This window comes from Pseudomonas sp. GOM6 (assembly GCF_029537485.1).
Lineage (GTDB): Bacteria > Pseudomonadota > Gammaproteobacteria > Pseudomonadales > Pseudomonadaceae > Aquipseudomonas.
Genome location: NZ_JARPUS010000009.1, coordinates 92,904 through 114,562, shown reverse-complemented (window position 1 = coordinate 114,562; position 21,659 = coordinate 92,904). Strand labels below are relative to the sequence as shown.

General features: G+C 64.4%; 19 protein-coding genes and 2 tRNA genes. 3 read left to right on the top strand and 18 right to left on the bottom strand.

The features are described 5' to 3' along the window. Positions 1 to 888: an NAD(+) kinase gene (locus tag P7A97_RS12595; protein ID WP_277690297.1), complete on the bottom strand. Its 888-nt coding sequence runs from the start codon at positions 886 to 888 to the stop codon at positions 1 to 3. Between the two features lie 105 nt (positions 889 to 993). Here P7A97_RS12595 and P7A97_RS12590 point away from each other — a divergent pair, with 105 nt between their 5' ends. Next, positions 994 to 1,935 carry a DUF1853 family protein gene (locus P7A97_RS12590; protein WP_277690296.1) on the top strand — a complete coding sequence of 314 codons (942 nt, stop codon included), beginning with the start codon at positions 994 to 996 and terminating at the stop codon, positions 1,933 to 1,935. Here P7A97_RS12590 and P7A97_RS12585 read toward each other — a convergent pair. The 5 genes from P7A97_RS12585 to P7A97_RS12565 all read right to left on the bottom strand — a co-directional run bounded on the left by P7A97_RS12585 (position 1,929) and on the right by P7A97_RS12565 (position 8,186). Then, complete coding sequence (locus tag P7A97_RS12585) at positions 1,929 to 3,038, bottom strand: cyclic nucleotide-binding domain-containing protein (protein ID WP_277690295.1); 1,110 nt, start codon at positions 3,036 to 3,038, stop codon at positions 1,929 to 1,931. The two genes, P7A97_RS12590 and P7A97_RS12585, sit on opposite strands and share 7 nt — an antisense overlap. Before the next feature lie 31 nt (positions 3,039 to 3,069). Beyond that, positions 3,070 to 4,014: a 1-aminocyclopropane-1-carboxylate deaminase gene (locus P7A97_RS12580; protein WP_277690294.1), complete on the bottom strand. Its 945-nt coding sequence runs from the start codon at positions 4,012 to 4,014 to the stop codon at positions 3,070 to 3,072. 68 nt (positions 4,015 to 4,082) lie between these two features. Then, on the bottom strand, positions 4,083 to 5,447 hold the full coding sequence (locus P7A97_RS12575; RefSeq protein ID WP_277690293.1) for a chromosome partitioning protein ParA: 1,365 nt from the start codon (positions 5,445 to 5,447) through the stop codon (positions 4,083 to 4,085). A 209-nt stretch (positions 5,448 to 5,656) separates the two neighbouring features. Further along, positions 5,657 to 6,088 (bottom strand): nuclear transport factor 2 family protein, encoded by a 432-nt coding sequence (locus tag P7A97_RS12570; RefSeq protein ID WP_277690292.1) that lies wholly within the window; start codon positions 6,086 to 6,088, stop codon positions 5,657 to 5,659. A 64-nt stretch (positions 6,089 to 6,152) separates the two neighbouring features. Then, a complete protein-coding gene (locus P7A97_RS12565; protein WP_277690291.1) occupies positions 6,153 to 8,186 on the bottom strand; it encodes an NADPH-dependent 2,4-dienoyl-CoA reductase in 2,034 nt (677 codons plus the stop codon). Positions 8,187 to 8,389: 203 nt separating this feature from the next. Between P7A97_RS12565 and P7A97_RS12560 the strand changes: the two genes are divergently transcribed. Both P7A97_RS12560 and P7A97_RS12555 read left to right on the top strand, forming a co-directional pair. Then, positions 8,390 to 9,523, top strand: a complete 1,134-nt coding sequence (locus P7A97_RS12560) for a carbon-nitrogen hydrolase family protein (protein WP_277690290.1) — start codon at positions 8,390 to 8,392, stop codon at positions 9,521 to 9,523. Between the two features lies 1 nt (position 9,524). Next, positions 9,525 to 10,565 carry an AraC family transcriptional regulator gene (locus tag P7A97_RS12555; RefSeq protein ID WP_277690289.1) on the top strand — a complete coding sequence of 347 codons (1,041 nt, stop codon included), beginning with the start codon at positions 9,525 to 9,527 and terminating at the stop codon, positions 10,563 to 10,565. Between the two features lie 229 nt (positions 10,566 to 10,794). On the opposite strand, the gene P7A97_RS12550 is transcribed toward P7A97_RS12555, so the two are convergent. The 12 genes from P7A97_RS12550 to P7A97_RS12495 form a co-directional block, all read right to left on the bottom strand. Further along, positions 10,795 to 10,871: transfer RNA gene (locus P7A97_RS12550), tRNA-Asp, on the bottom strand. 22 nt (positions 10,872 to 10,893) lie between these two features. Further along, a tRNA-Val gene (locus tag P7A97_RS12545) sits at positions 10,894 to 10,969 on the bottom strand. A 146-nt stretch (positions 10,970 to 11,115) separates the two neighbouring features. Continuing rightward, positions 11,116 to 11,628, bottom strand: coding sequence for a type II secretion system protein M (locus P7A97_RS12540; RefSeq protein ID WP_277690288.1), 513 nt, complete (start codon positions 11,626 to 11,628; stop codon positions 11,116 to 11,118). Next, positions 11,625 to 12,764: a type II secretion system protein GspL gene (gspL, locus tag P7A97_RS12535; RefSeq protein ID WP_277690287.1), complete on the bottom strand. Its 1,140-nt coding sequence runs from the start codon at positions 12,762 to 12,764 to the stop codon at positions 11,625 to 11,627. The genes P7A97_RS12540 and gspL overlap by 4 nt, the downstream gene beginning before the upstream one ends. Next, on the bottom strand, positions 12,764 to 13,714 hold the full coding sequence (gene gspK / locus P7A97_RS12530; protein ID WP_277690286.1) for a type II secretion system minor pseudopilin GspK: 951 nt from the start codon (positions 13,712 to 13,714) through the stop codon (positions 12,764 to 12,766). Before gspK ends, gspL begins: the two co-directional genes overlap by 1 nt. Next, positions 13,711 to 14,421, bottom strand: coding sequence for a type II secretion system minor pseudopilin GspJ (gene gspJ, locus P7A97_RS12525; protein ID WP_277690285.1), 711 nt, complete (start codon positions 14,419 to 14,421; stop codon positions 13,711 to 13,713). The genes gspK and gspJ overlap by 4 nt, the downstream gene beginning before the upstream one ends. Beyond that, positions 14,418 to 14,807: a type II secretion system minor pseudopilin GspI gene (gene gspI, locus P7A97_RS12520; protein WP_277690284.1), complete on the bottom strand. Its 390-nt coding sequence runs from the start codon at positions 14,805 to 14,807 to the stop codon at positions 14,418 to 14,420. Before gspI ends, gspJ begins: the two co-directional genes overlap by 4 nt. After that, positions 14,804 to 15,394: a type II secretion system minor pseudopilin GspH gene (gene gspH / locus P7A97_RS12515; RefSeq protein ID WP_277690283.1), complete on the bottom strand. Its 591-nt coding sequence runs from the start codon at positions 15,392 to 15,394 to the stop codon at positions 14,804 to 14,806. Before gspH ends, gspI begins: the two co-directional genes overlap by 4 nt. A 56-nt stretch (positions 15,395 to 15,450) precedes the next feature. After that, positions 15,451 to 15,873 carry a type II secretion system major pseudopilin GspG gene (gene gspG, locus P7A97_RS12510; RefSeq protein ID WP_277690282.1) on the bottom strand — a complete coding sequence of 141 codons (423 nt, stop codon included), beginning with the start codon at positions 15,871 to 15,873 and terminating at the stop codon, positions 15,451 to 15,453. A gap of 5 nt (positions 15,874 to 15,878) precedes the next feature. Next, a complete protein-coding gene (gene xcpS / locus P7A97_RS12505) occupies positions 15,879 to 17,096 on the bottom strand; it encodes a GspF family T2SS innner membrane protein variant XcpS (RefSeq protein WP_277690281.1) in 1,218 nt (405 codons plus the stop codon). 56 nt (positions 17,097 to 17,152) lie between these two features. After that, complete coding sequence (gspE, locus tag P7A97_RS12500) at positions 17,153 to 18,652, bottom strand: type II secretion system ATPase GspE (protein ID WP_277690280.1); 1,500 nt, start codon at positions 18,650 to 18,652, stop codon at positions 17,153 to 17,155. A 227-nt stretch (positions 18,653 to 18,879) separates the two neighbouring features. Then, positions 18,880 to 21,621, bottom strand: a complete 2,742-nt coding sequence (locus P7A97_RS12495; RefSeq protein WP_277690279.1) for a peroxidase family protein — start codon at positions 21,619 to 21,621, stop codon at positions 18,880 to 18,882. Between the last annotated feature and the right edge of the window lie 38 nt (positions 21,622 to 21,659).

Here is a 21,659-nt window from a genome sequence, read left to right as displayed (position 1 = left end):
TCAGTCGTGCCCGCCGAGCCGGCTGCTCCAGCCAAGCTTGGTTCGGCAGGCCTCGTAGTAGTTGTGATCCAGCGGATGGATCAGACGCAGCTTCTGCGGTTTCTTGGCCACCGTGATGGTGTCGCCGGGCGCGCAGGTGAAGTGGTTCTGCCCGTCGCAGGACACCAGCGGGTAAACCGGCAGGTCATGCGCGACGACAATCTTCAGCTCGCTGTTGCCATCGACCACGATCGGCCGGCTGGACAGGGTATGCGGGTACATCGGCACGATGACGATGGCATCCAGTTTGGGATGCATGATCGGTCCGCCGGCGGACAGCGAATAGGCGGTGGAGCCGGTCGGCGTGGCGACGATCAGGCCGTCGGCCTTCTGACTGCTGACGAAGTGACCGTCGATATAGATCTCGAACTCGATCATCTTGGTCGACTTGCCCGGGTGCAGCACCACGTCGTTGAGTGCATCACCCTTGCCGATGGCTTCGCCATTGCGGCGTACTTCGGTTTCCAGCAGGAAGCGACTTTCCTCAAGGAAGCGCCCCTCCAGCACCTCGGCGACCTTGACCTCCAGCTCATCTGGCTTGATGTCGGTGAGAAAGCCCAGGCTGCCACGGTTGATGCCCAGTACCGGGATCTTGTGGCGGCACAGCGCTCGGGCGGCGCCGAGGATACTGCCGTCACCACCGACGACGATGACCAGGTCGCACACCTCACCGAGAATCTTGCGCGAACAGGTCTGTAAGCCATGGCCGGGCAACACTTCGGCAATGGTGTCTTCGAGAATCACATGCAGGTGGCGCTCGAGCAGGAAGGTCTTCAGGCGGCGAATGGTATCGAGCACCTGGGCGCTGCCCAGGCGGCCGATGACGCCGATATTGCGGAATTGCTCCATGGGGCGCTCTGCAACGGGGGAGAATTGCCCGAATTATGGGCGAAACGCCGCTACAGCGGCAAACCGAGCTATTGCCCCAGCGCCAGCGCGCACTATGCTCGGCCCATGCACAACCTCGATACCCTGCTCGATCAACTGCGCCAGCCCAGCGTCCGCGACTTGGCCTGGACGCTACTCTCCCCCGGACTGCTCAAGCACGGAGCCCTGCCCCTGCGCCACCCGCTGGCGGCCAGTCGCTGGTGGCATGAGCCGCCACTTCTGGTCGACTGGCTACTGCAGCAGGAGCACGACAGCACGCTGCTACGCCATTACCTTGCTCAGGGTTCCAGTCGCCTGGGCCGCTATTACGAGCGGCTCTGGCAATTTGCCCTGCACGCAGCGCCGGACATTGAGGTGCTGGCCGCCAACCTGCCGATACGTCAGGGCGGCCATACCCTGGGCGAACTGGATCTGCTGCTGCGCGACGCCGAGGGCTGCCATCATCTGGAACTGGCGATCAAGCTCTACCTGGGTCCCGCTGAGCAAGCTGGCGAAGATGCCGAACACTGGCTGGGACCCGCCAGCGAAGATCGCCTGGGGCTGAAACTGTCCCACCTGCGTAATCATCAGCTGCCACTCTCCAGCAGCCCTGCGGGCCAAACCACTCTGCCCCCCCTGGGTCGTGGCGCACCCAAGGCCGCCGGTTGGCTTGGCGGCTATCTCTTCTATCCCTGGCACATCGCCTGCGCCAGCCCAGCCGTCAGCGCAGCCGAACACTTACGCGGACGCTGGCTGCGGCATTCGGACTGGCATCGACTGGAGCCCCAGCACAACCATTGGCAGCCACTGCCGCGCCAGGCCTGGCTGGCGCCAGCCCGCATCGAGGAACAACAACGCTGGCCCACTGAACGGCTGAAGCTGTGGCGGCAGCAACTGGATGAGTGGGCGCCCGCTCAGTTGCTGGTCAGGTTACAACCGCGGGATAACGGTGACTGGTACGAGCGCGAGCGAGTCTTTCTGGTCAACGATCACTGGCCGCACGCTCCGCTCATGCGCCAGTCTCAGTGACTGCGTTCGGTACGCCCACCAGAGCGGGCCAGGTAACCCGGACCACTCTCGCTCAGCAGAGCGCCTCGCTGAACGGGCGGCAAGGCATCCAGACCATCGCGCAGGGCGTAAGCAGAGAAACCCAGCTGCGACAGCAGAAACACTGCGCTGGCGCTGCGCTTGCCACTGTCGCAATAGCACAGGTAAGTGCGCGCCTGATCCAGCAGACGCGTCTTCAATCGCAGCAGGTGCAAGGGCATGTTGAGTGCCTGCTGGGCATGGGCCTGCTCGTACTCCGCTTGTAGGCGCACATCCAGCCACTGGGCGCCGTTCGACAGCAGGCGTGCGGCCTCGCCGAACGACACTTCGTCGACCACCGGCGCCTTGAGCAAGGCAAAGAAGTCCTGGCGATCCAGGCGCAGCACTACCCCCTCTTCGATCAGCGTCACCGTGGCATTGCGTGGCTGGTCGGACAACAGGGCCTCCTCGCCAAAACAGGCACCCACTTCCAGCTCCGCCAATACCTGACGCCCATTGTCGGCGCCACGGAACACCTCGGCCCGGCCGCTTTTGAGAAAGTAGCAGCAGTCGCCTGCCTCGCCTTCAACCAGCACGCGACTACCCGCTGGCAGATCAATGGGACTCAGACGCTCGAGCATGGCCCGTACATTGGTCGGCGGAACCTTGGCAAACAGGGGGTTCTCCAGCAACCGCTCCAGCCACTCCACATCCTCACCACTGGCCTGCAGGTCGAGCAGCAGATCCTGGTAAGACAGGCGCCAGGTCAGCAGGCGATTGAGCGTTGCGCTATCCAGCGCCAGAACGCTGACATCCGTCAGCGCACGGGCCTCATGCAGGCGCGGCAGACTCGGTGATACGGGATGGCAGCTGGCCTCGCTGCCGGCGCTCAGGTGTATCTCGCCACCGGCCGCATCGCGTAACGAAAGCTCGCCGGACAGCAGGTAATAAGTGGTGCGGGCCTGGTCGCCCTGGCGAAACAACAGCTGCCCGGCGAGAAGAGGTTGCGGCACCAACTGGCTGCGCAACTCTTTCCACTGCTGCTCGGACAGCACGTTGAGCGGAGTAAAACTGCGCAGCTGTTCAGGATTCAGCGGCTCGGTCATCGCAACCAGTCCTTGCATTGTTCTTATGGGTTCAACCGGCGACAAGCGCCTGCAGACGCGGCGCCATAGCCCGGCATCCCTGCAACCCACCACTGTGCAAAAACAGCAGGCGGGTACCGGCAGCAAAGTAACCGGCCTCGACATGATCGCGCAATGCCAGCAGTGCCTTGCCGGTATACAGCGGATCAAGCGGCAACTGCCCGTGCTGTTCGCAGTCCACCATGAAACGCGCCAGCACGGTGTCCACCCGACCGAAGCCACCCCGACTCGCATCGAACAGGCGGTAGCCCGCATCGGCCCGCCCGGCCTCCTGCAGCAACCCAGCCAGTTGCCGCCCCACACCATGGCTGGCAGGTACGGCACTGGCCACATGCGCCAGTCGCTTCCCAGCCTCGGCCAGCACGATACCCGCCGCCGTGGTGCCAGTGCCAGCAGCCAGCCACCACCCGTGGAAATCATCCCAGCCCAGGTTGGCCAGTTGCTCGCGCGCCTGGCTGACTATCGCCCTGCAGCTCGATGCCGCCGCCAGCCCCAAACCGCCTTCTGCCACCGGGAGAAGATGCGGATACTGCGCCTGCCAGGGCGCCCAGAAACCGGCCTGCTGCCGCGCGCGGTAACCGCCGTAGCCAAGCCAGTGCAACTGCATGCCGAAGGCGTACAGATCACGCACCGTCGGCGTGTCGTGCGGTTCGCCACGCAGTAGCCCAACGGTTGGGAAGGAAAATCGCTGACCGGCAGCGGCCAGCGCATGCAAATGATTGGAGTGTGCGCCACCCAGGCTGATCAAACCCTCAGCCCCCTGCGCTGCTGCGGCTTCGATATGCGCTGTAAGCTTGAACCACTTGTTGCCGGACAGCAGCGGGTCGAGCAGGTCCAGACGCAGCACGGCCAGTTCGATACCGGCGCGCGTCAACCAGGGCAATGAGAGAAGCTGTAGAGGCGCACGAGGCTGCCAGTCGGGAAGAGAAATAGGCATTGCGGCCATAGCTGAACAAACAACGGACCGCACATCATAGCGGGCGTGGTTTCACTGCGCGCAGATGGTTAACCCACGGTCCGCAGACGTGCTCCCGCCCGATGCCGGGCGCAGCAGTTGGACTCGCCGACCACGAAGCGACTGGGTGTCTCGACCCTATCGATAGGCATGGCGCAACGCTCGCCGGACGGCAGACTGGCCTCACAGGTGGGCTGCTGGTAGTGAGCCAGCCACTGACGGTATTGCTCCTCGGAAACGAAGCATTTGGCCGCCGCATAACTCATGGGGTTGTCCTGGTAGCGAGCGATATCCTGCAAAGGGATGGTCAGGTGCCCAGCGCCAGGATGGTAGACGACAAATACCACGCCCAGCTTGGCCAGGCGCGCGAGGATCTGCTCACTATCCTCTGCAGTCAGGCGCTCACGCTCCTGTGCAAGGCGTTCCAGCTCACGCTGCAGCTGTGCTTCCTGCTCAGCGCGGTAGGCCAGCTCGACATCGCGAATGGCCACCTGCTCCTTGAACTCGGCCACGGCAGCGGCCACCTTGGCCTGTAACTCGGCATCAAACTGGGCACGCAGGATATCGGCCTCGGTGCGGCCATGCTTTTCCAGCTCCTGCAGCTGCCTGGAGAGTTCTTCACGGGTCTTCTGCACGCTGTCGGCCTGGGCATTGAGCTCGGCCTTGAGGCTGGCATTGAGCTCTTCCTGCTGGCGCAGCGCCTGGTGCAGGCCATGGATTTCCGCCTGCAGGACGCGCTTACCCTCTTCGGCAGCCAGCTTGGTGCGAGCCAGCTCCTCTTCGTATTGCTTGCCCAGAGTGCTGATGCGCAGACGCTGCTGCTTGATCAGCTGGGCCGTTTTCAGGCGGTGCTCCTGCTCTTTTTCTTCTGCCTGTTTGGCCGCAGCCTCGCGTGCAGGGTCGGGCGCCTTCCATTTTTCTTCATCGGCTACCTGCAGGCGTTCAGGCAGCACAACAGGTGCATCCTCTTCCACCAGCAGGCCCAGGCTGTTGCGTTTTATAAGATCGCGAATCAGCACCAGGTCATTCTTGCCCGGCGCCAGGCTCGGATCCCACAGGTGCATCTGATGCCAGGACACCGGGCACTGGCTGCGGCAGGCCAGACGAATCGGCCCCGCCCCCAGATCCGGCCCACGCCCGGCATTGTCGGCCAGATGGCGCAGAGGCAGGTTCCAACCCGGGTCAGCCGAGCCGCGCTCATCGAAATCGAGATAGAAGAACACCGCAGCTCGCACCATCAGTCGCGGATTGATCAGGACATAGACCAGGCGCATCTGCTCGTCGGCAAACTCGGGCATGTTCACCACGCTGTCGAGCAACGCCTCGAATTCAGGGAAAAGCATCTGCTTGCAGATGCCGCGCTCGTTAAAGAACAGCACGGCTTCGGTCATCTGCGCTTTGTTCTGCATGCTCATGAATTTCCCTCAGGCCATCAGGATCACAACCGGCACGCTGCGGGGTTGCCCCGCGCGGGCGCACAACCTGCCAGGCAGGCGCAATCCCTTGTTTCGAGCAAGTCTAGGGGAAAAAGCAACAGGGGCAATGTGACTGGGTTGGCAGCCGTTCCGTACCCTTGGCAAGTCCGGAACGGCAAGCGGATAAAACTGTGACACGGTTGGGCGAATCAGGCCTTGGCGGCAGCCAGGAAGGGCGCCAGACGCCGGCCCATTTCCTCGCCCAGAGCGGCCAGACCACTCATCGGGCGCACCATCACCTCGAACTCGACGATCTTGCCGTCCTCATCGAAGCGGATCATGTCGATGCCCTTGAGCTCACGCCCGCCCACCTTGGCGCTGAACTCCAGCACCACGTTGAGGCCGTCTGCCGTCGCCAGCTCACGGTGATAGGCGAAGTCCTGGAATACCTTGAGCACGGTATTGAGGATCAGGTTGACCACCTGTGCCCCCGGATAGGGGGTGTGCGCCATGGGCGAGCGGAACACCGCCTGCGGGTGCAGCAGTTCCGGCAGCGGGCTCAGGTCCTGGGCGGCGACGAACTGGTGCCAGCGCTGCAGGCTGGCGGCTGCGGCCGGTTGCAATTGAAGATTGGTGGACATGGGCTTCTCCTTATTGTTGTGAGCCACAAAGAAAACGCCCCGCACTGGGCGGGGCGTCTGTCGATCAGAGTTCGGCGGCGAGGCGCGAGCCCTGGTTGATCGCGCGCTTGGCGTCCAGCTCGGCGGCCACATCGGCACCGCCGATCAGGTGCACCTTCTGCCCGGCGGCCTCCAGGCCTTCCTGCAGCTCACGCAGCGGGTCCTGTCCGGCGCAGACGATCACGGTATCCACCGGCAGCACCTGCGGCTCGCCCTCGGCGATACGGATGTGCAGGCCGGCGTCGTCGACCTTGAGGTACTCGACCGAATTGAGCATCTGCACGTTCTTGTTCTTCAGGCCCGTGCGGTGAATCCAGCCGGTGGTCTTGCCCAGGCCATCGCCGACCTTGGACTTCTTGCGCTGCAGCAGGAACACCTCGCGCGCCGCCGGGTGTACCTGAGCCTTGATCCCGGCGATGCCGCCACGGGCATCCAGCGCGGTGTCGATGCCCCACTCCTTCCAGAAGGCTTCGCGGCTCTGGCTGGTGGCCTCGCCGGCATGGGTGATGAACTCGGAGACGTCGAAGCCGATGCCGCCGGCGCCGATCACCGCGACCTTCTGGCCAACCGGCTTGCGCTGCAGGATGGCGTCCAGATAGCTGATCACCTTGGCATTGTCGATGCCTTCGATGGCCGGGGTGCGCGGCACGATGCCGGTGGCCAGGATGATCTCGTCGAAGCCACCCTTGACCAGGTCGTCGACCGAGACGCGGGTGTTCAGGCGCAGGTCGACGCCAGTGGTTTCCAGCTTTTTCTTGAAGTAACGCAGGGTCTCGTAGAACTCTTCCTTGCCCGGCACGCGCTTGGCTACGTTGAACTGGCCGCCGATCTCGCCGGCGGCGTCGAACAGGGTCACGCTGTGGCCACGCTCGGCGGCCACGGTGGCGGCGGAAAGGCCGGCCGGGCCGGCGCCGACCACGGCGATCTTCTTCACCGTGGTGGTCGGGATGTAGTTCAGCTCGGTCTCATGGCAGGCACGCGGGTTGACCAGGCAGCTGGTCAGCTTGCCGCCGAAGGTGTGGTCCAGGCAGGCCTGGTTGCAGCCGATGCAGGTGTTGATCTCGTCGGCACGACCGGCGGCCGCCTTGTTGACGAAGTCCGGGTCGGCGAGGAACGGGCGGGCCATGGACACCATGTCGGCGTCACCTTCGGCCAGTACCTGCTCGGCGACTTCCGGCGTGTTGATACGGTTGGTGGTGCACAGCGGGATGCTCACTTCGCCCTTGAGCTTGGCGGTGACCTTGGTGAAGGCCGCACGCGGCACCTTGGTGGCGATGGTCGGGATGCGCGCCTCGTGCCAGCCGATGCCGGTATTGATGATGGTGGCGCCGGCCTTCTCGATGGCCTTGGCCAGGGTCACGATCTCGTCCCAGGTGCTGCCGCCCTCGACCAGGTCAAGCATGGACAGACGGTAGATGATGATGAAGTTCGGGCCGACGGCCTCGCGAATGCGGCTGACGATTTCCACCGGCAGGCGCATGCGATTCTCGTAGCTGCCACCCCAGCGGTCGGTACGGTGGTTGGTGTGGGCCACCAGGAACTGGTTGATGAAGTAGCCTTCCGAACCCATCACCTCGACGCCGTCATACTCGGCCTGCTGGGCCAGCTTGGCGCAGTTGACGAAGTCATTGATCTGCTTCTGGATGCCGTCCTCGTCCAGTTCGTTGGGCTTGAACGGGTTGATCGGCGCCTGGATGGCGCTGGGCGCGACCAGCTTCGGGCTGTAGGCGTAGCGACCGGCATGCAGGATCTGCATGGCGATCTTGCCGCCGGCCTCGTGCACCGCGCGGGTGACGATCTTGTGCTTCTCGGCCTCTTCCGGGGTGGTCAGCTTGGCCGCGCCGGAGTAGACACCGCCTTCCTCGTTCGGGCCGATGCCGCCGGTGACCATCAGGCCGACACCGCCACGGGCACGCTCGGCGAAGTAGGCCGCCATGCGTTCGAAGCCATTGGGCTTCTCTTCCAGACCGGTGTGCATGGAGCCCATCAGGGTACGGTTCTTGAGGGTGGTGAAACCCAGGTCCAGCGGGGCCAGCAGGTTCGGGTAGGCGTTGCTCATGATCATCTCCACGGCATCGGACTTGTCACGGAAGTCGCCGCACCTCGTTGGGCACGGTCGTTGTTGCGCCAGACGATAAATAGCTCGCCCAGCCGGCTCAATGATCAAAAATTACAACTTACTGATCATAACTAACAGAAGCACTGGGCAGCCGGGCACCTTTGCCCTAATCTGGACAGCATCATCCACTCTCGTATTCCGCCATGTCACGCCTGATCCGTCGCGGCCTGCTACTTGCTCTCGTCTTCGCCCTCACCGGCTACGCCGCCTGGACCCAGTGGCGGCCCGCCAGCCATTACCAGAGCGACCTGTACAGTGATCTAGCACTGAACCTGGGCAACGATCAGGGCCGCGGCAATCTGTTGGGCATCCAGCCCGAGTTGTTCGGCGCCGACTACCGCAGCGTCCTGCACCTGCAGCGCAAGCTGTCGGCCTATCTCGACCAGGCACGCCAGAACAGCCTGCTCAACACCAAGACCATTGTGATACTGCCCGAGCATATCGGTACCTGGCTGGTAGCCGCCGGCGAGAAGCCCGAAGTGTTTAGCGCCAGTCATCTGCAACAAGCCATGCTCTGGCTGGCACTCAGCCACCCGCTGGATCTGGGGTTGGCCTTGCTCCAGGCCCAGGGCGCAGAGCGCCTGAGCGACGCGCTGTTCCGCATGAAGGCCGAGCAGATGGCCGCCGACTACCAGAGCCTGTTTGGCGGCCTGGCCGAAAGCTACGGTGTGACCCTAGTGGCTGGCTCCATCGAGCTGCCCGAGCCGCGCGTAGAAGAAGGCGTACTGCACGCCGGAGAGGGCCCGCTGTACAACGTCAGTCTGGTATTCGGCCCGAATGGTCTGCCGCTTGGCCAGCCGCAGCGCAAGGCGTTCCCTATTCCCTCGGAAACCGGCTTCACCGCCGCAGCGCCCAGCTCGGCGCTGCGCGTGGTGGATACCCCGGCCGGACGCCTGGGCGTGCTGATCTGCGCCGACAGCTGGTACCCACAGAGCTATGCCGCGCTGGCCGAGCAAGGCGTGGAGTTGCTGGTCGTGCCAGCCTTTCTCACCGGCAACGGCCTGTGGCAACAGCCCTGGGGCGGCTACACCACATTCGCCGGCACACCCGCGGATGTCGCCACGCGCGCCGGCGAGCTGAGCGAGGGCGATGCCTGGCTGCGTCACTCGCTGCCTGGACGTCTGTCGAGTACCCAGGCCCGCGCCGGTATGACCGTGTTTATGCGAGGCCAGCTATGGGACCTGGGCAGCGATGGGCAAAGCGTGGTGGCGCAGCCCGAAGGGCACCACCTTATCAATGAAGGCCGCGGCGCCCGCCTGCTGAACCTGTGGCTGTGAGATGAAAGGTCCGCGCGTACGCCTGGGCGAGCTGTCTGTCGGCTTCGTCCACAGCCTGGCGGATGCCCTGCAGGAACGAGGCATCGCCGCCAGCGCATTGCTGGAGCAGTTCGGCCTGGACAGTGAACGCCTGGCCCAACCCCAGGGACGCCTGTCGATTCCGCGCTACATGCGCCTGGGGCACGCGGCCATTCAGCTGACCAGCAATCCTGCCCTGGGTCTGGAGATGGGCCACCTCAATCGCCTGAACCAGCTCGGCCTGGTCGGCGTCACCGCAGCCCAGGCGCCCAATCTGCGCGAAGCGGCACGGGTCATCACCCGCTTCGAGCCGCTCTACGCACAGAACTACCGTGGCCAGTCCAGTTTCCACGAGGACAGCCGCGGCGCCTGGCTGCGCTTCTACTCCATCAGCCCCTACAACGCCTACAACCGCTTTGTGGTGGATTCGGTGCTGGCCGGTTGGCACAGCCACCTCTGCCAACTGAGTGGCAACCGGGTGGCACTGGATAAAGTGGAGATCGAATTTCCCGCCCCGGACTACGCCGAGCGCTATGGCGCGGCCTTTGGCTGCACCGTGGAATTCGGTGCAACCACCAATCAGCTACGCCTGAGCCAGGCGACGCTGGCCATTCGCAATACCGCACACTGCCCGAGCACCTGGCATCAGCTGCTGGAGTTGTGTGAACGAGAACTGGAACAGCGCACCCGCACCCACAGTCTGCGCGAACGCATTACCCGCCTGCTGGGGCCGTTGCTGCACGGCCATGAGCCAGATCTGGAAGAAGTCGCAGCACGCCTGCAGCTACCGGTGTGGACACTGCGGCGCAAGCTGGCGGAAGAAGGCACACAGTACCGGGCGATCCTCAATGACACCCGCCACGACCTGGCCATGGCCTATATCCGCGATACCGAGCTGGCTTTTGGCGAGATCGCCTATCTGCTCGGCTTCGCCTCAGCGGAAGCCTTCCAACGCGCGTTCAAGCGCTGGAACGGCCAGACCCCGGGGGAATTCCGCCGCAGCCAGCGCCTGCAGAGGGGTTAAAGCTCTGTAGCGTCCTCGGCCGGATCGAGCGAATCCTGATCCAGAGCGTGCGCTTCCAACAGTTCTTCTACGTAGTCATCCATTGGGTCTTCCTCCTGTTGCTGAGCATGGTCTAAACAAAGACCGTGCCAGAATCCTGAAGATTCCCGATGACAACCCTGTGACAACCGATTTTTCCGGCCCATGCGAAAAGCCCCCAGCTCTTGCGAGCTGAGGGCTTCTCTTGATATGGCGCAGCGGACGGGACTCGAACCCGCGACCCCCGGCGTGACAGGCCGGTATTCTAACCGACTGAACTACCGCTGCGCGTCGGTTCTCGCAAGAGGCTTGGTGGGTGATGACGGGATCGAACCGCCGACCCTCTGCTTGTAAGGCAGATGCTCTCCCGGCTGAGCTAATCACCCGATGTAGCCTTGCGAGGTGGCGCAATTTACGCAGGCGCCTTTGCTAAGTCAACACCCGGCTTGGATTTTTTTACTGCAAGGTAATCTCCAGGGGAATACGGCAGTGCACGATTCGAAGGCACAAGCCTCTATTCGGTGCACCATGCCTAGTTGGAACTGAGCAACAAACGACTGTTGACCAGTCCCTGATCGCCACGCTCCAGCCCCGCTTCCGCCACGCGCACGCCCTGCTCCTCCAGACTCACCAGCCAGCGCAGCAGGCGGGCGAACTCCGTGGGTTGCAGGCTGACCTGCAGACTACCATCGCCCTGATTGTCCAAACGCTCGACGTTCAGGCCCTGACTGGCCGCACTGGCGGTCACCAGACCTTGCAGCCGCGCCGGGTCGAGACTGACCTGCGGCCGGCCCTGCATGGCCCGCACGTCGGCAGCATGGGCCTGCATGTAGCTGTTGAGCGTGCGCTGTTGCAGGAGAAAGCTGTGCGCCTGCTCCAGGTTCTGGCTAACCGGGCGCCAGGCCAGCAGGTAGAGCAGCACCACCAGCAGGAAACCGCCGAGCAGGCTCAGTGCCAGGCGGTCGCGCGGCGGCATGGCCTGCCAGCGGGTACCCAGCGGACTCTGTGCCAGGCGTTGCGACCATTGCATGTACAACTTGCTCATCCGTTGCCTCCAATCACCAAGCGGGCACTGACGCCATTATCCTCCCGGCTCGCCGAACCCATATCCACAGCCAACCCGGCCTCCTGTAGCTGGCCACGCAGGGTTTCCAGCGCGGCGAAGTCGCTGGCCAACAGGTTGAACGCCAGTTCTCCGCGCTGGGCACTGAAGTCCAGCTGCTCCACCTGCACCTGCGCGCCCTGCTGATTAAGCGCCGTCGCCGCCTGTTCGAGCAGCGCCAGCAACTGGCTCTGCCCGCCGCTTTCGGCCGCCCTTAGATGCTGATCGAACTGAGCCCGCAGGTTGATCAGCTTGCTGTCCTGAGGAAACAGCTCGCGGTAGAGCTCTCGATTGGCCTCGGCGTAGCGCTCGCCTTCGCGTTGCAGATGCCAGCCCCGAGCCAGGTCGAAGCCCCACTGCAAGACCACGCAGAATGCCAGCAGCGCCGCCAAAGGCCGCCAGCGCCGCCACTCGCCGGAAGGTTCACGTACGGCGAACGGCCCCTGCGCCAGGTTGCAGTCGGCCGTGCGCGCAGCCAGCCAGGGCAGTGCCCGGTCGATTTCGTGCACCTCGTCCATATCCGCAGGCACGGGCTGCCCCGCCTCGACAAGGGCCACCCGCGGCTGCGCACAAAGCGGCGCCAGCATCGCCCAATCGCCAGCACGCACAGCCATACGCGCCTCGCCGCTGCCGCCCAACAGCCAGCGCTCGCTGGCACAGAGCAATTGACTGCCCTCCCCCGTCAGCAGGTCGGCATCCACTTCGATACGCCGCGGTGGATTGACCTCGCACAGGGCCAGCCAGCGGCTCAGCCATTCGCGCTTGACCGCGTGCACCCGATGACGACCGTCAGCCAGCGGCGCGCCGACACACAGGTGAAACTGCTCGACGTCTTCCGCCAGCAGCTCTTCCACGGCAAACGGCAGGGCCTTGGCCAACCAGCGCGCCTTGGTGGTCGGTAGCTGCACCGTACACAGGGTCACCGCCTCGACCGGCACAATCAGGCGCCAGGTGCCCTGATGCGGCACAGCGTCGGCGAACGCCTGCTGCACACAGGCATCGCCCTCCACCCGCCACACCAGCAGCTCGGCGGACACCTCGGCACAGGCCTGCGGCGGAAGAAACAGGGTAGGACTCATCACTCGGACTCCTCATCGGGCTCGGGCCCCAGGCCCTCCTGCCCCAGATCGCGTGCCATCAGGCGCACGTACTTGTCATTACCGCGTTGCAGATAACTGGTCAGCACCTGGCGCCGATCGCCCAGCAACACTTCGGTGGTGACACGGAAATACTGGCTGCCGATGCCCAGCCCCTGGGCGCTGACGTCATAGGCAGACCATTGCTGGACGAAGCGCCCCAGATCGGTATAGCCACTGCGCCCACGCCCCTCGATGGCCGACTGCAGTGCCGAGGCGGGAATACCCTCGCCCAGACATGCCAACACTTCGGCACTGGCGGTATTGATGTTGAGCTCGGTCTGGCTGGGCAAGGCCGCCACGAAAGGCGCCAAACGCCGATAATCGGCATCGGTCATGCCCAGCAGCAGGCGCAGCTCGGAGGTATCGGCGATGCGCCCCGTACCCGTCCGGTATGGCGGGTCGAGCAGCAGGTACTGGTCGTCCTCGGCGCCATTCGAACCGCTGGCCTCCTGGTCGGCATCCAGCCAGTCCTGTAGACGGTCGGCGTAAGCCAGGCTGAGCTGCAGATGCTGTAACAGGCGGCGAAAGCGCAGTGCGGCCAGATCGCCCTCTTCACCGACGATGGCCAGACTGTTGAGGTTGAATCGCCCGGCCAGATCTTCGATGCGCAGGCGCACCTCGCCACCCTCATCGAGCGGGAACTGCAGCCGCGGGTTGGCCCAGGGCTCGGCCAGGTGGTCCACCACGCCTTGTTCCTGGTCACGACGCAGCAGGGCCTGGGCCAGCAACTCGCCGCCCTCGGCGTAGTATTGAGCCTGGCGCACCAGAAGCTGATTGCCGGTGCTGCGGATCGCCAGCTGCTGACGCAACAGCAGCGCGGCACAGATCACTGTGACCAGTGCCACCACCAGCAACACGGTAATCAGGGCGACCCCACGCTGTCGCTTCATTGCGTCAGGGCCTCGCCGGTATCGGGACTCGGTTCTTCGGGCAACAGGCTGTCAGTACCCTGCTCCTCACCACCCGGAACATTCAACTGCTCCTGCTGGGCCATCTCCGGCAGGCGCCAGAGCCGGCGCAGCTCACCGTAGCGGCGGTGTTCGATGATCAGTTCGACCGCACGCGGCAACTGGGTCAGAGCTTCGTCGGCATTGCTGGTCGGTGCCGGCCAGTTCTGCAGCCAGCGTCCGTCGCCATCGAGAAAGCGCAGCTCGAAGCGACTGACGCCATCGAGTGCCTGCTGGATTCGCGGCTGGCTGTCCGCGGCCTGATCCAGCACCGGCCAGTAGGCGCGCTGCCAGCGCTCGCCCTGCAGTTGCCAGCGCACTCGCTGCAGCGTGGAGCGCGGCTGCCCCAGTGGATTACGCCAGCCACTGCGGGTGAACTCCAGCACCGTATTACGCCCACTGTCGCCGCGCATCACCGGGACGGGGTCGCCCAGGGGGTCACGTACCGGGCGCGAGCGCACCTGCAGCAAATCCCGTTCGAACGCCGCCATGGCCCGCGTCAGCTCACGCAGGCGCTGCTCCTGCTCGCGCTGGCCACGGTCGGTCTGCATCACGCTGTCGAGCATGCGATAGGTGGCCATGGCCAGCAGGGCAAAGATGGCGATGGCGATCAGCACTTCCAGCAGAGTGAAACCCTGCATGCGTCTCATGGCGCAACCCCGACGAAGCCGGACAGGGTCACCAGCGCGTTATCCTCGACCTTGCCGGCCAGCCCGCGCTCGGGCCGCGGCGCCACGCGTATGGTGATGCGCAGCATCTCCGGCTCGCTGGTTGCCTGCACGTCGCTTTCCCATAGCCAGCGGCGCCCGGCATAGGTTTCCTCGCCCTGCTCGCGGCCCTCGCCGGGTGGCGTATCGGCCAGCTGCATTTCCTGCAGACGATTGTCTGCCAGCCAGCTGGCGAAGGTCTTGTCCTCCAGCCGCGCGGCGGTCTTTAGCGAGCGGGCGCTGGCGCTGAGCACGCTGGCGGCGACCACGGCGAAGATCGCCAGGGCCACCAGCACTTCCAGCAGGGTGAAACCGCGCACACGCTTCACCTGGCCTTCTCCGTGGTCAGCTGCGGCTCGGCGAAGCCGTCGCTGCTCAGCAGTAGCACCGGGGCATCACGGCCACGACCACCAGCCAAACGCAGCGTGAATGGCGTCAGTTCGCCACTGGACAGAATCAGCAACTGCGGGGGCTTGACCGACGAAGCCTTCTTTTCATCCTTGGCACCGAGCAGACCGATGTCCTGCTCCTCCACCTTGATGCTCAGCTCGGCCCACTCCGGCAATTCATGCACCTTGTCGTCCAACGGCACCCAGCGTGCCTGGCGTGGATCGAAGCGCAGCACCTGATAGCGGTGCTGATCGAAACGCACGCCGTATTCGCGGTTGTCCAGCACTGCCTCGTCGAGCAGCACGCGCAATACGCTGTTGAGGCGCTCGGCCTCATCCTGGAGTTTGCGTGCCGGGCTGCTGGCGATACCACTGCCGAGCACGGCGAGGCTGGTCAGCACGCCGAGCAGCACCAGGACCACCAGCAGTTCGATCAGCGTGAAGCCGCGCGCGGATTGGCTGTGCGTCGGAAAAACCGCGTTGAGAGCGGCTTCGGACTGCTCATTTACCCCCTGTAAACTGCGCATCCTCAGCCGCTCTCGCCTGGTTTTTCTCTAGCTCGCTGCATCCGTAACAAAGCGGATTACAGATCCCAGTTACCAATATCGGCATTGGTACCGTCGCCGCCTTCCTGACCATCAGCGCCGAGGGAGTACAGGTCGACCTTGCCGCGGGTGCCCGGCGACAGGTACAGGTACTGGTTGCCCCACGGGTCGGTCGGCAGGCGCTTGAGGTAGCCGTCGGCGTTCCAGTTCTTCGGCGGCGGGTTGCCGCTGGGCTTCTTCACCAGCGCTTCCAGGCCCTGCTGGGTGCTCGGGTAGTTCTGGTTGTCCAGCTTGTACATATCCAGCGCCGCGCCGATGGCGCGGATGTCATTCTGCGCGGCGGTGACCTTGGCCTGGTCCGGGCGGCCCATCACCTGCGGCACCACCAGCGCTGCGAGGATGCCGAGGATGACCACCACCACCATGATTTCGATCAGCGTGAAGCCTTTCTGTTTGTACATCGCTATCAACCCACCAGTTGGTTCAGAGAAAGAATCGGCAGCAGGATGGCCAGCACGATCACCAGCACCACCGCCCCCATGAAGACCAGCATGAACGGCTCGAACAGCCCCACCAGCAGACCGATGGTGGCCGCCAGGTCGTTCTCCTGATTGCGCGCCGTACGTGCCAGCATCTGGTCCAGCTCGCCCGAGCGCTCGCCGCTGGCGATCATGTGCAGCATCATCGGCGGGAACTGCCGGCTGGCCTCCAGCGCCCTTGAGAGGCTGCCGCCCTCGCGCACACGCTGAGTGGCCTGGGCTACATCGGCGCGGATAATCAGGTTGGAGATCACCTCGGCGCCAATGCCCAGCGCTTCGACCAACGGCACACCACTGCGCACCAGAATGGCCAGGGTCGAGGCAAACCGTGCAGTCTCGGTGGCGGCGATCAGCCCGCCGACCAGAGGCACGCGTAGCAAAAAAGCATGCCAGCGCCGCCGCACGTCCTCGTTGCGCAAGGCGCGACGGAAGGCGAACACTGCCAGGCCGATCAGCAGCAGCGCCAGCGCGCCCCAGGACTTGACCAGCTCACTGAGGAAGATCAGACCGCGGGTTAGCGCCGGCAGGGTCTGCCCGGAGTCGACGAATACCCGCACCACATCCGGCACCACATAGCCGAGCAGAAAGCCGACGATGCCCAGCGAGGCGAGCATCAGGATCACCGGGTAGAGCAGCGCCATCTGCACCTTCTGCCGCGACTGCTGACGTTGCTCGGTGTAGTCGGCCAGCTGTTCCAGCACCGGCGCCAGGTGCCCGGCATGCTCGCCCGCCGCCACGGTGGCGCGGTACAGCTCGGGAAAGGCCGCCGGGAAGGCGCCCAGTGCGCTGGCCAGGCCATGACCCTCCAGCACCTTGGCGCGCACGGCAATCAGCATCGACTGGATGCGCGGCTGACGCGACTGTGCGGCAGCCGCGCGCAGCGCCTCCTCGATAGGCAGCGCGGCGCCGATCAGGGTCGCCAGCTGGCGGGTAACCAGAGCCAGGTCGCGCGCCGACAGGCCACGGCGCAGGCTGAAGCTGCCGCCGCCGGCGGCCTGCTCCTTGCGGTGCGCGGGCTCGACCTGGAGCGGCGAGAGCTGCTTCTCGCGCAGCAACTGGCGTACCTGGCGCGCGCTGTCGGCCTCCAGAACACCTTTCTGCTGGCGGCCTCGGGCATCCAGGGCAATGTATTCGAAGGCGGCCATCTATCCCCTCTCCCCGGCCCTCTCCCCCATGGGGAGAGGGAGCATGACTGCTTGCATCAATCCTCCCGCGTCACGCGCAACACTTCTTCCAGGGTGGTCACCCCTTCCAGCACCTTGCGCCGGCCGTCATCGCGGATGCTTGGGCCGAGGCTGCGGGCATGGCGCAGCAGTTCCTGCTCGCCGACGCCGTTGTGCACCAGGGTGCGCATCTTGTCGTCGAAGATCACCAGCTCATAGATGCCAGTACGGCCGCGATAGCCCTGCTGGTGGCATTCCGCGCAGCCCTTGGCGTGGAAGATGAGCGGATGGCTCTGTGCGTCGAGACCGAGCAGGTTGCACTCTGCCTCGTCGGCCGGTCGTGCCTCGCGACAATGCGTACACAGCACCCTTACCAGGCGCTGGGCCAGCACACCAAGCAGGGACGAAGACAACAGGAACGGCTCGACGCCCATGTCCACCAGACGGGTCACGGCGCCGACGGCGCTATTGGTGTGCAGGGTCGACAGCACCAGGTGGCCGGTCAGCGAGGCCTGCACGGCGATGTCGGCGGTTTCCTGGTCGCGGATCTCGCCGACCATCACCACGTCCGGATCCTGACGCAGAATGGCGCGCAGGCCACGGGCGAAAGTCATGTCTACGCGCGGATTGACCTGGGTCTGGCCGATACCTTCCAGGTAGTACTCGATCGGGTCTTCCACCGTGAGGATGTTGCGCGAACGGTCGTTGAGGGTGGTCAGGCCGGCGTACAGGGTGGTGGTCTTGCCCGAGCCGGTGGGGCCGGTGACCAAAATGATGCCGTGCGGTTTGCGCAGGTTCTCATCCAGCAGGCGACGGTCGCGCTCACTCATGCCCAGGTGCACCAGTGACAGGCGCCCGGCCTGCTTGTCGAGCAGACGCAGCACTACGCGCTCGCCGTTGGCCGACGGCAGGGTCGAGACGCGGATATCCACCTCGCGACCGCCGACTTTCAGGGAAATCCGTCCATCCTGCGGCACGCGCTTTTCGGCGATGTCCAACCGTGCCATGACCTTGACCCGCGAGACCAGCAACGCCGCCAGCTCGCGGCGCGGCTCGATCACTTCACGCAGGATGCCGTCGACGCGAAAGCGCACGACCAGGCGTTTTTCGAAGGTTTCCAGGTGGATATCCGAGGCGCCGGCCTTGATTGCCTCGCTGAGGATGGCATTGATCAGGCGGATGATCGGCGCGTCGTCTTCCTGCTCCAGCAGGTCGCCGGATTCCGGCGTCAGCTCGGCCAGGCTGGCCAGATCCATTTCCGCACCCAGGCCTTCGGCCATCTGACGGACTTCCGAGGAGTCGCGCTGGTAGGCCAGGGACAGCTGTTGCTCGAAGGCCTCGGTCTCCAGCCACTCCAGCGGCAATACGCGACCGGCGAAGCGCTGGGCTTCCTGCACGGCGGTCAGGCTGGCGCCACGGCGCACCTGCAGGCCGTGCTCGCGCAGCAGTACACCATGGCGCTTGGCGAAAGCGAAAGGCAGCGAGCGCAGCGGCGCAGCTGCCGGAGCCGTCAGGGCGGCGTGGATATCGGTAGACATAGGCGGCCAGTTCCCGAAACAGCAGATCCATCTGGCTGTTAGTTCTTGTTGTTATACGGCACGTTGATCGCGCCAAGTTAACGGATTTGCGCAAAGACTGCAGTGATGATTTCGCAGGTCGAACCTAAGTGCGACAAGCCTGCCTGGCAAATGTTTAGCCTGTGCGACAGGTAACACAAATGAGAAAGCCCCGGCACGGGCCGGGGCTTTCGTTCGGCGCACGGCGGTTACTTGTCTTCGCTGCGCTGGTGCTTGAAGAACACGCCACTGTCGCCAAATGCCGAGGCGATGAATGGCGACGTCAGTTCCAGCTCACCGATCTTCACCGCGCTGTTGCGCCGCTGCTGGGCGTAGGTGCGGCTGATGGACGGTATCAGCGACGTCTTGACCGTCATCGAGGTGGCATAGACGTCATACAACTTGGTGCCGGCGTTGAGCGTCAGCAGATCGTTACGAAAGTCATGGGCAGCGCTGGAGAACAGGTTGCGCACCTCCGACCTGGGCACGAAATAGATCTGCGTCGGCGCCTTGACCGAACCGACGACCTGACCGGTCTGGGTCACTTCGGCCATGTCGTCGACTCTTAGCTGAGTCGGCTTGAGGGTCACTGCGGCGAACAGCACCTGCAGACCGAAATTATCAGTGCCTTCCGGCAGGACGATCTGCGACATCTCGTTGGCAAAGAAGTTGTGGTTCTGCCCCTGTCCGCTCCAGCTGGCCAGCGCCGAGACGTTGCGCGACGGCTTGCCATCGACGAAGGCCTTCCAGGCCAGACCCGGCTGGAAGCTGCCGCCGGACGGGTTCTCCGCCAGCGACAGGCGCAGCAGGCCGCTGTCCGAGCCCTGGAACAGACCGGTGTAGGGATTACCGGCGACGGCGTTGAATTTGACCTTGGCCATCACGCCATGCTGGTGCATCCCCTTCTCGTAATCGGCCGGCACCACGTCGCCTTCTTCGCGCACCTTCTTCCACAGGGTATTGGCCAGCAGCGCCGAGGTGTCGATGCCCTGCAGCGGCGGCAGCTCACCCTCGGCGTACTGGGTACGCATGGCGCCGTTGACCCACAGGTTGTCCTGCTTGGCCTTGGCCGGCCAGCTCTGGTAATCCGCCGGGATGTTCAGCCCCCAGGGTTTGAAGGCGTTTTGCACGCCCACCAGACTGCTGTCGAGCTGCGGATTGTGACGCTTGATCACGTCGACCATGGTGGTGTTTTCGACCCAGGCCAGACCTTCCGGGGTGTAGATCTCCGGGCGGTAGTCCTTGGTGTAGAAGCGGTCGGTCATCAGGCGGCGCGAGGCGTTCATGATGAAGATCTGGAACGCCGTCTCGCCGAAGGCGAAGCCGTCCGGGCGCACGGTTTCGGCGAGCATGCCGACCAGGGTGTCGATCTGCTCGATATCGTTGCTGTAGATACGCTTGAGATTGGCCAGGGTGGCCGCGTCCTGGGTCAGGTCCTCGAACTTGGTGATCGGGTTGAGGCCGATCTGCCGGCGAAACTCGTTGTAGCGCGGCACGCCCCGCTCGCGATCACGCAGCACGTCGATGGTGGCCAGGTCGATATTGCCGACCAGCGGCATCGACAGGTTGCGCAGGAAGCCTGGGTAGTTGTTGAGGGTCAGCGAGCCGGGATTGGTGATACCGAAGGAGTACCACAGACGATCCGCCTGTTCCTCGGCCAGCAGGTCCTCGGCATCGCCGTCGCGAGTGTCCTGCAGCAGCACCGAGCGGGAAATGCTGTTGGTGCCGATGTCGTAAACGTCGACCTTGTCGCGCATCAGCGGGTGCATGCGGTACACGGCGACGAACTCTTCGGTGAGGGTATAGGGCACACCGTAATTGTTCGGGTTGGTCGAACCGACGATGCCGCTCAGGGCGTGGGAGATGGTGGCGCTGCCGACGTTCTGCGGGTCGATGCCGAGAATGCGCAGGATGAAGGGATTGCTGCCGGCCAGGTCCTCCTGCAGCATGCGCGCCTCTTCCTGGTACTTGTCACGCTCCGGCCCGGAGCCCAGCAGCCCCCACCAGTTGGCGTACATGGCGCGCTCGGTGACCGGATTGGCGATCACCGCCGGGGTCCATTCCACGGTGTGGATCTTGGCCATCAGCGCCGAGGTGACCAGGCGCGCGCGGTCGTACAGCCACTGGTCGTCCTTGTCCGGGTACTTCTGCTTGAGCATGGCCGCGACGGCGTTGTGCTCCTTGGTGAACAGCTGGTGCAGCATGCTCAGGCCGACCCACCAGTTCTCGTTGAAGCCGGTGACCGGTTTGCCGCTGAGCAGCTCGTGCGGCAGGGTGCCGTCGGCATTGATCTTCAGCTTGCCGTCGACGAAGGCACGCACCTTGTCGTTGGTGGCCTTGTCGCTGCCGTACAGCTGCGAGCCGTCCCACCAGTGGGTGTTGTGGTTGCGGAACGTAGCCGGCTTGCCGGCTTCGGCGGCAGTGCGGGTCGGGTCGGGCTGGGTGCGGCGCACGGCCAGACTGCCGCTGCCGAAGCTGTCGCCGGCCGGCAGCGGTACCTGGATAGGGTTATCCGCGGTGTTGGGGCCATGTTCCACCCAGTCGTGCACCATGAACTGAATCCACGAGGCGGCGATGAAGTTGAGGCTGGGCGCCGGTTTGAACTCGCCGCGGGCCATCAGCACATTGCTCACCTCCCGCGGGTTGGGCGTGAGCAGGGTGTCGGCCTCGGTCTCGCCGTGGGTGACGCTGGGGTCGACGTTGCGCCCGAAGCGGCGGTACACCGAGCCTTCGGCCGGATTGCTGAGGATGTTGCAGGTACCGTCCTCGGTACGCGCCACCTGGCTGCGCGCATCGCAGGTAATGCTGGCATTGGCGGCGGGCAGGTTGTCGACGTCGAACAGGTTGTTCTTGAACAGCACATCGCGCTCCAGCGCGAGGGTTATCAGGCCGGCGTAAATGCCCAGGGTGCCGAACTTGACCAGGCTAGGCCAGGTGACCCAAACAGACATGGCGGTATCTCCCGATTCTTCTTGTAGTCATAGGGTGG

Excerpts from the sequence above, each read along its gene's own strand:
- P7A97_RS12555 (WP_277690289.1), top strand. The coding sequence starts at position 9,525 with ATGAAAGGTCCGCGCGTACGCCTGGGCGAGCTGTCTGTCGGCTTCGTC.
- P7A97_RS12595 (WP_277690297.1), bottom strand. The coding sequence starts at position 888 with ATGGAGCAATTCCGCAATATCGGCGTCATCGGCCGCCTGGGCAGCGCC.
- P7A97_RS12565 (WP_277690291.1), bottom strand. The coding sequence starts at position 8,186 with ATGAGCAACGCCTACCCGAACCTGCTGGCCCCGCTGGACCTGGGTTTC.
- gspL (WP_277690287.1), bottom strand. The coding sequence starts at position 12,764 with ATGAGTCCTACCCTGTTTCTTCCGCCGCAGGCCTGTGCCGAGGTGTCC.
- P7A97_RS12495 (WP_277690279.1), bottom strand. The coding sequence starts at position 21,621 with ATGTCTGTTTGGGTCACCTGGCCTAGCCTGGTCAAGTTCGGCACCCTG.
- P7A97_RS12560 (WP_277690290.1), top strand. The coding sequence starts at position 8,390 with ATGTCACGCCTGATCCGTCGCGGCCTGCTACTTGCTCTCGTCTTCGCC.
- gspJ (WP_277690285.1), bottom strand. The coding sequence starts at position 14,421 with ATGAGACGCATGCAGGGTTTCACTCTGCTGGAAGTGCTGATCGCCATC.
- P7A97_RS12580 (WP_277690294.1), bottom strand. The coding sequence starts at position 4,014 with ATGCCTATTTCTCTTCCCGACTGGCAGCCTCGTGCGCCTCTACAGCTT.
- P7A97_RS12585 (WP_277690295.1), bottom strand. The coding sequence starts at position 3,038 with ATGACCGAGCCGCTGAATCCTGAACAGCTGCGCAGTTTTACTCCGCTC.
- P7A97_RS12540 (WP_277690288.1), bottom strand. The coding sequence starts at position 11,628 with ATGAGCAAGTTGTACATGCAATGGTCGCAACGCCTGGCACAGAGTCCG.
- gspK (WP_277690286.1), bottom strand. The coding sequence starts at position 13,714 with ATGAAGCGACAGCGTGGGGTCGCCCTGATTACCGTGTTGCTGGTGGTG.
- P7A97_RS12570 (WP_277690292.1), bottom strand. The coding sequence starts at position 6,088 with ATGTCCACCAATCTTCAATTGCAACCGGCCGCAGCCGCCAGCCTGCAG.
- P7A97_RS12590 (WP_277690296.1), top strand. The coding sequence starts at position 994 with ATGCACAACCTCGATACCCTGCTCGATCAACTGCGCCAGCCCAGCGTC.
- gspE (WP_277690280.1), bottom strand. The coding sequence starts at position 18,652 with ATGTCTACCGATATCCACGCCGCCCTGACGGCTCCGGCAGCTGCGCCG.
- xcpS (WP_277690281.1), bottom strand. The coding sequence starts at position 17,096 with ATGGCCGCCTTCGAATACATTGCCCTGGATGCCCGAGGCCGCCAGCAG.
- P7A97_RS12575 (WP_277690293.1), bottom strand. The coding sequence starts at position 5,447 with ATGAGCATGCAGAACAAAGCGCAGATGACCGAAGCCGTGCTGTTCTTT.
- gspH (WP_277690283.1), bottom strand. The coding sequence starts at position 15,394 with ATGCGCAGTTTACAGGGGGTAAATGAGCAGTCCGAAGCCGCTCTCAAC.
- gspG (WP_277690282.1), bottom strand. The coding sequence starts at position 15,873 with ATGTACAAACAGAAAGGCTTCACGCTGATCGAAATCATGGTGGTGGTG.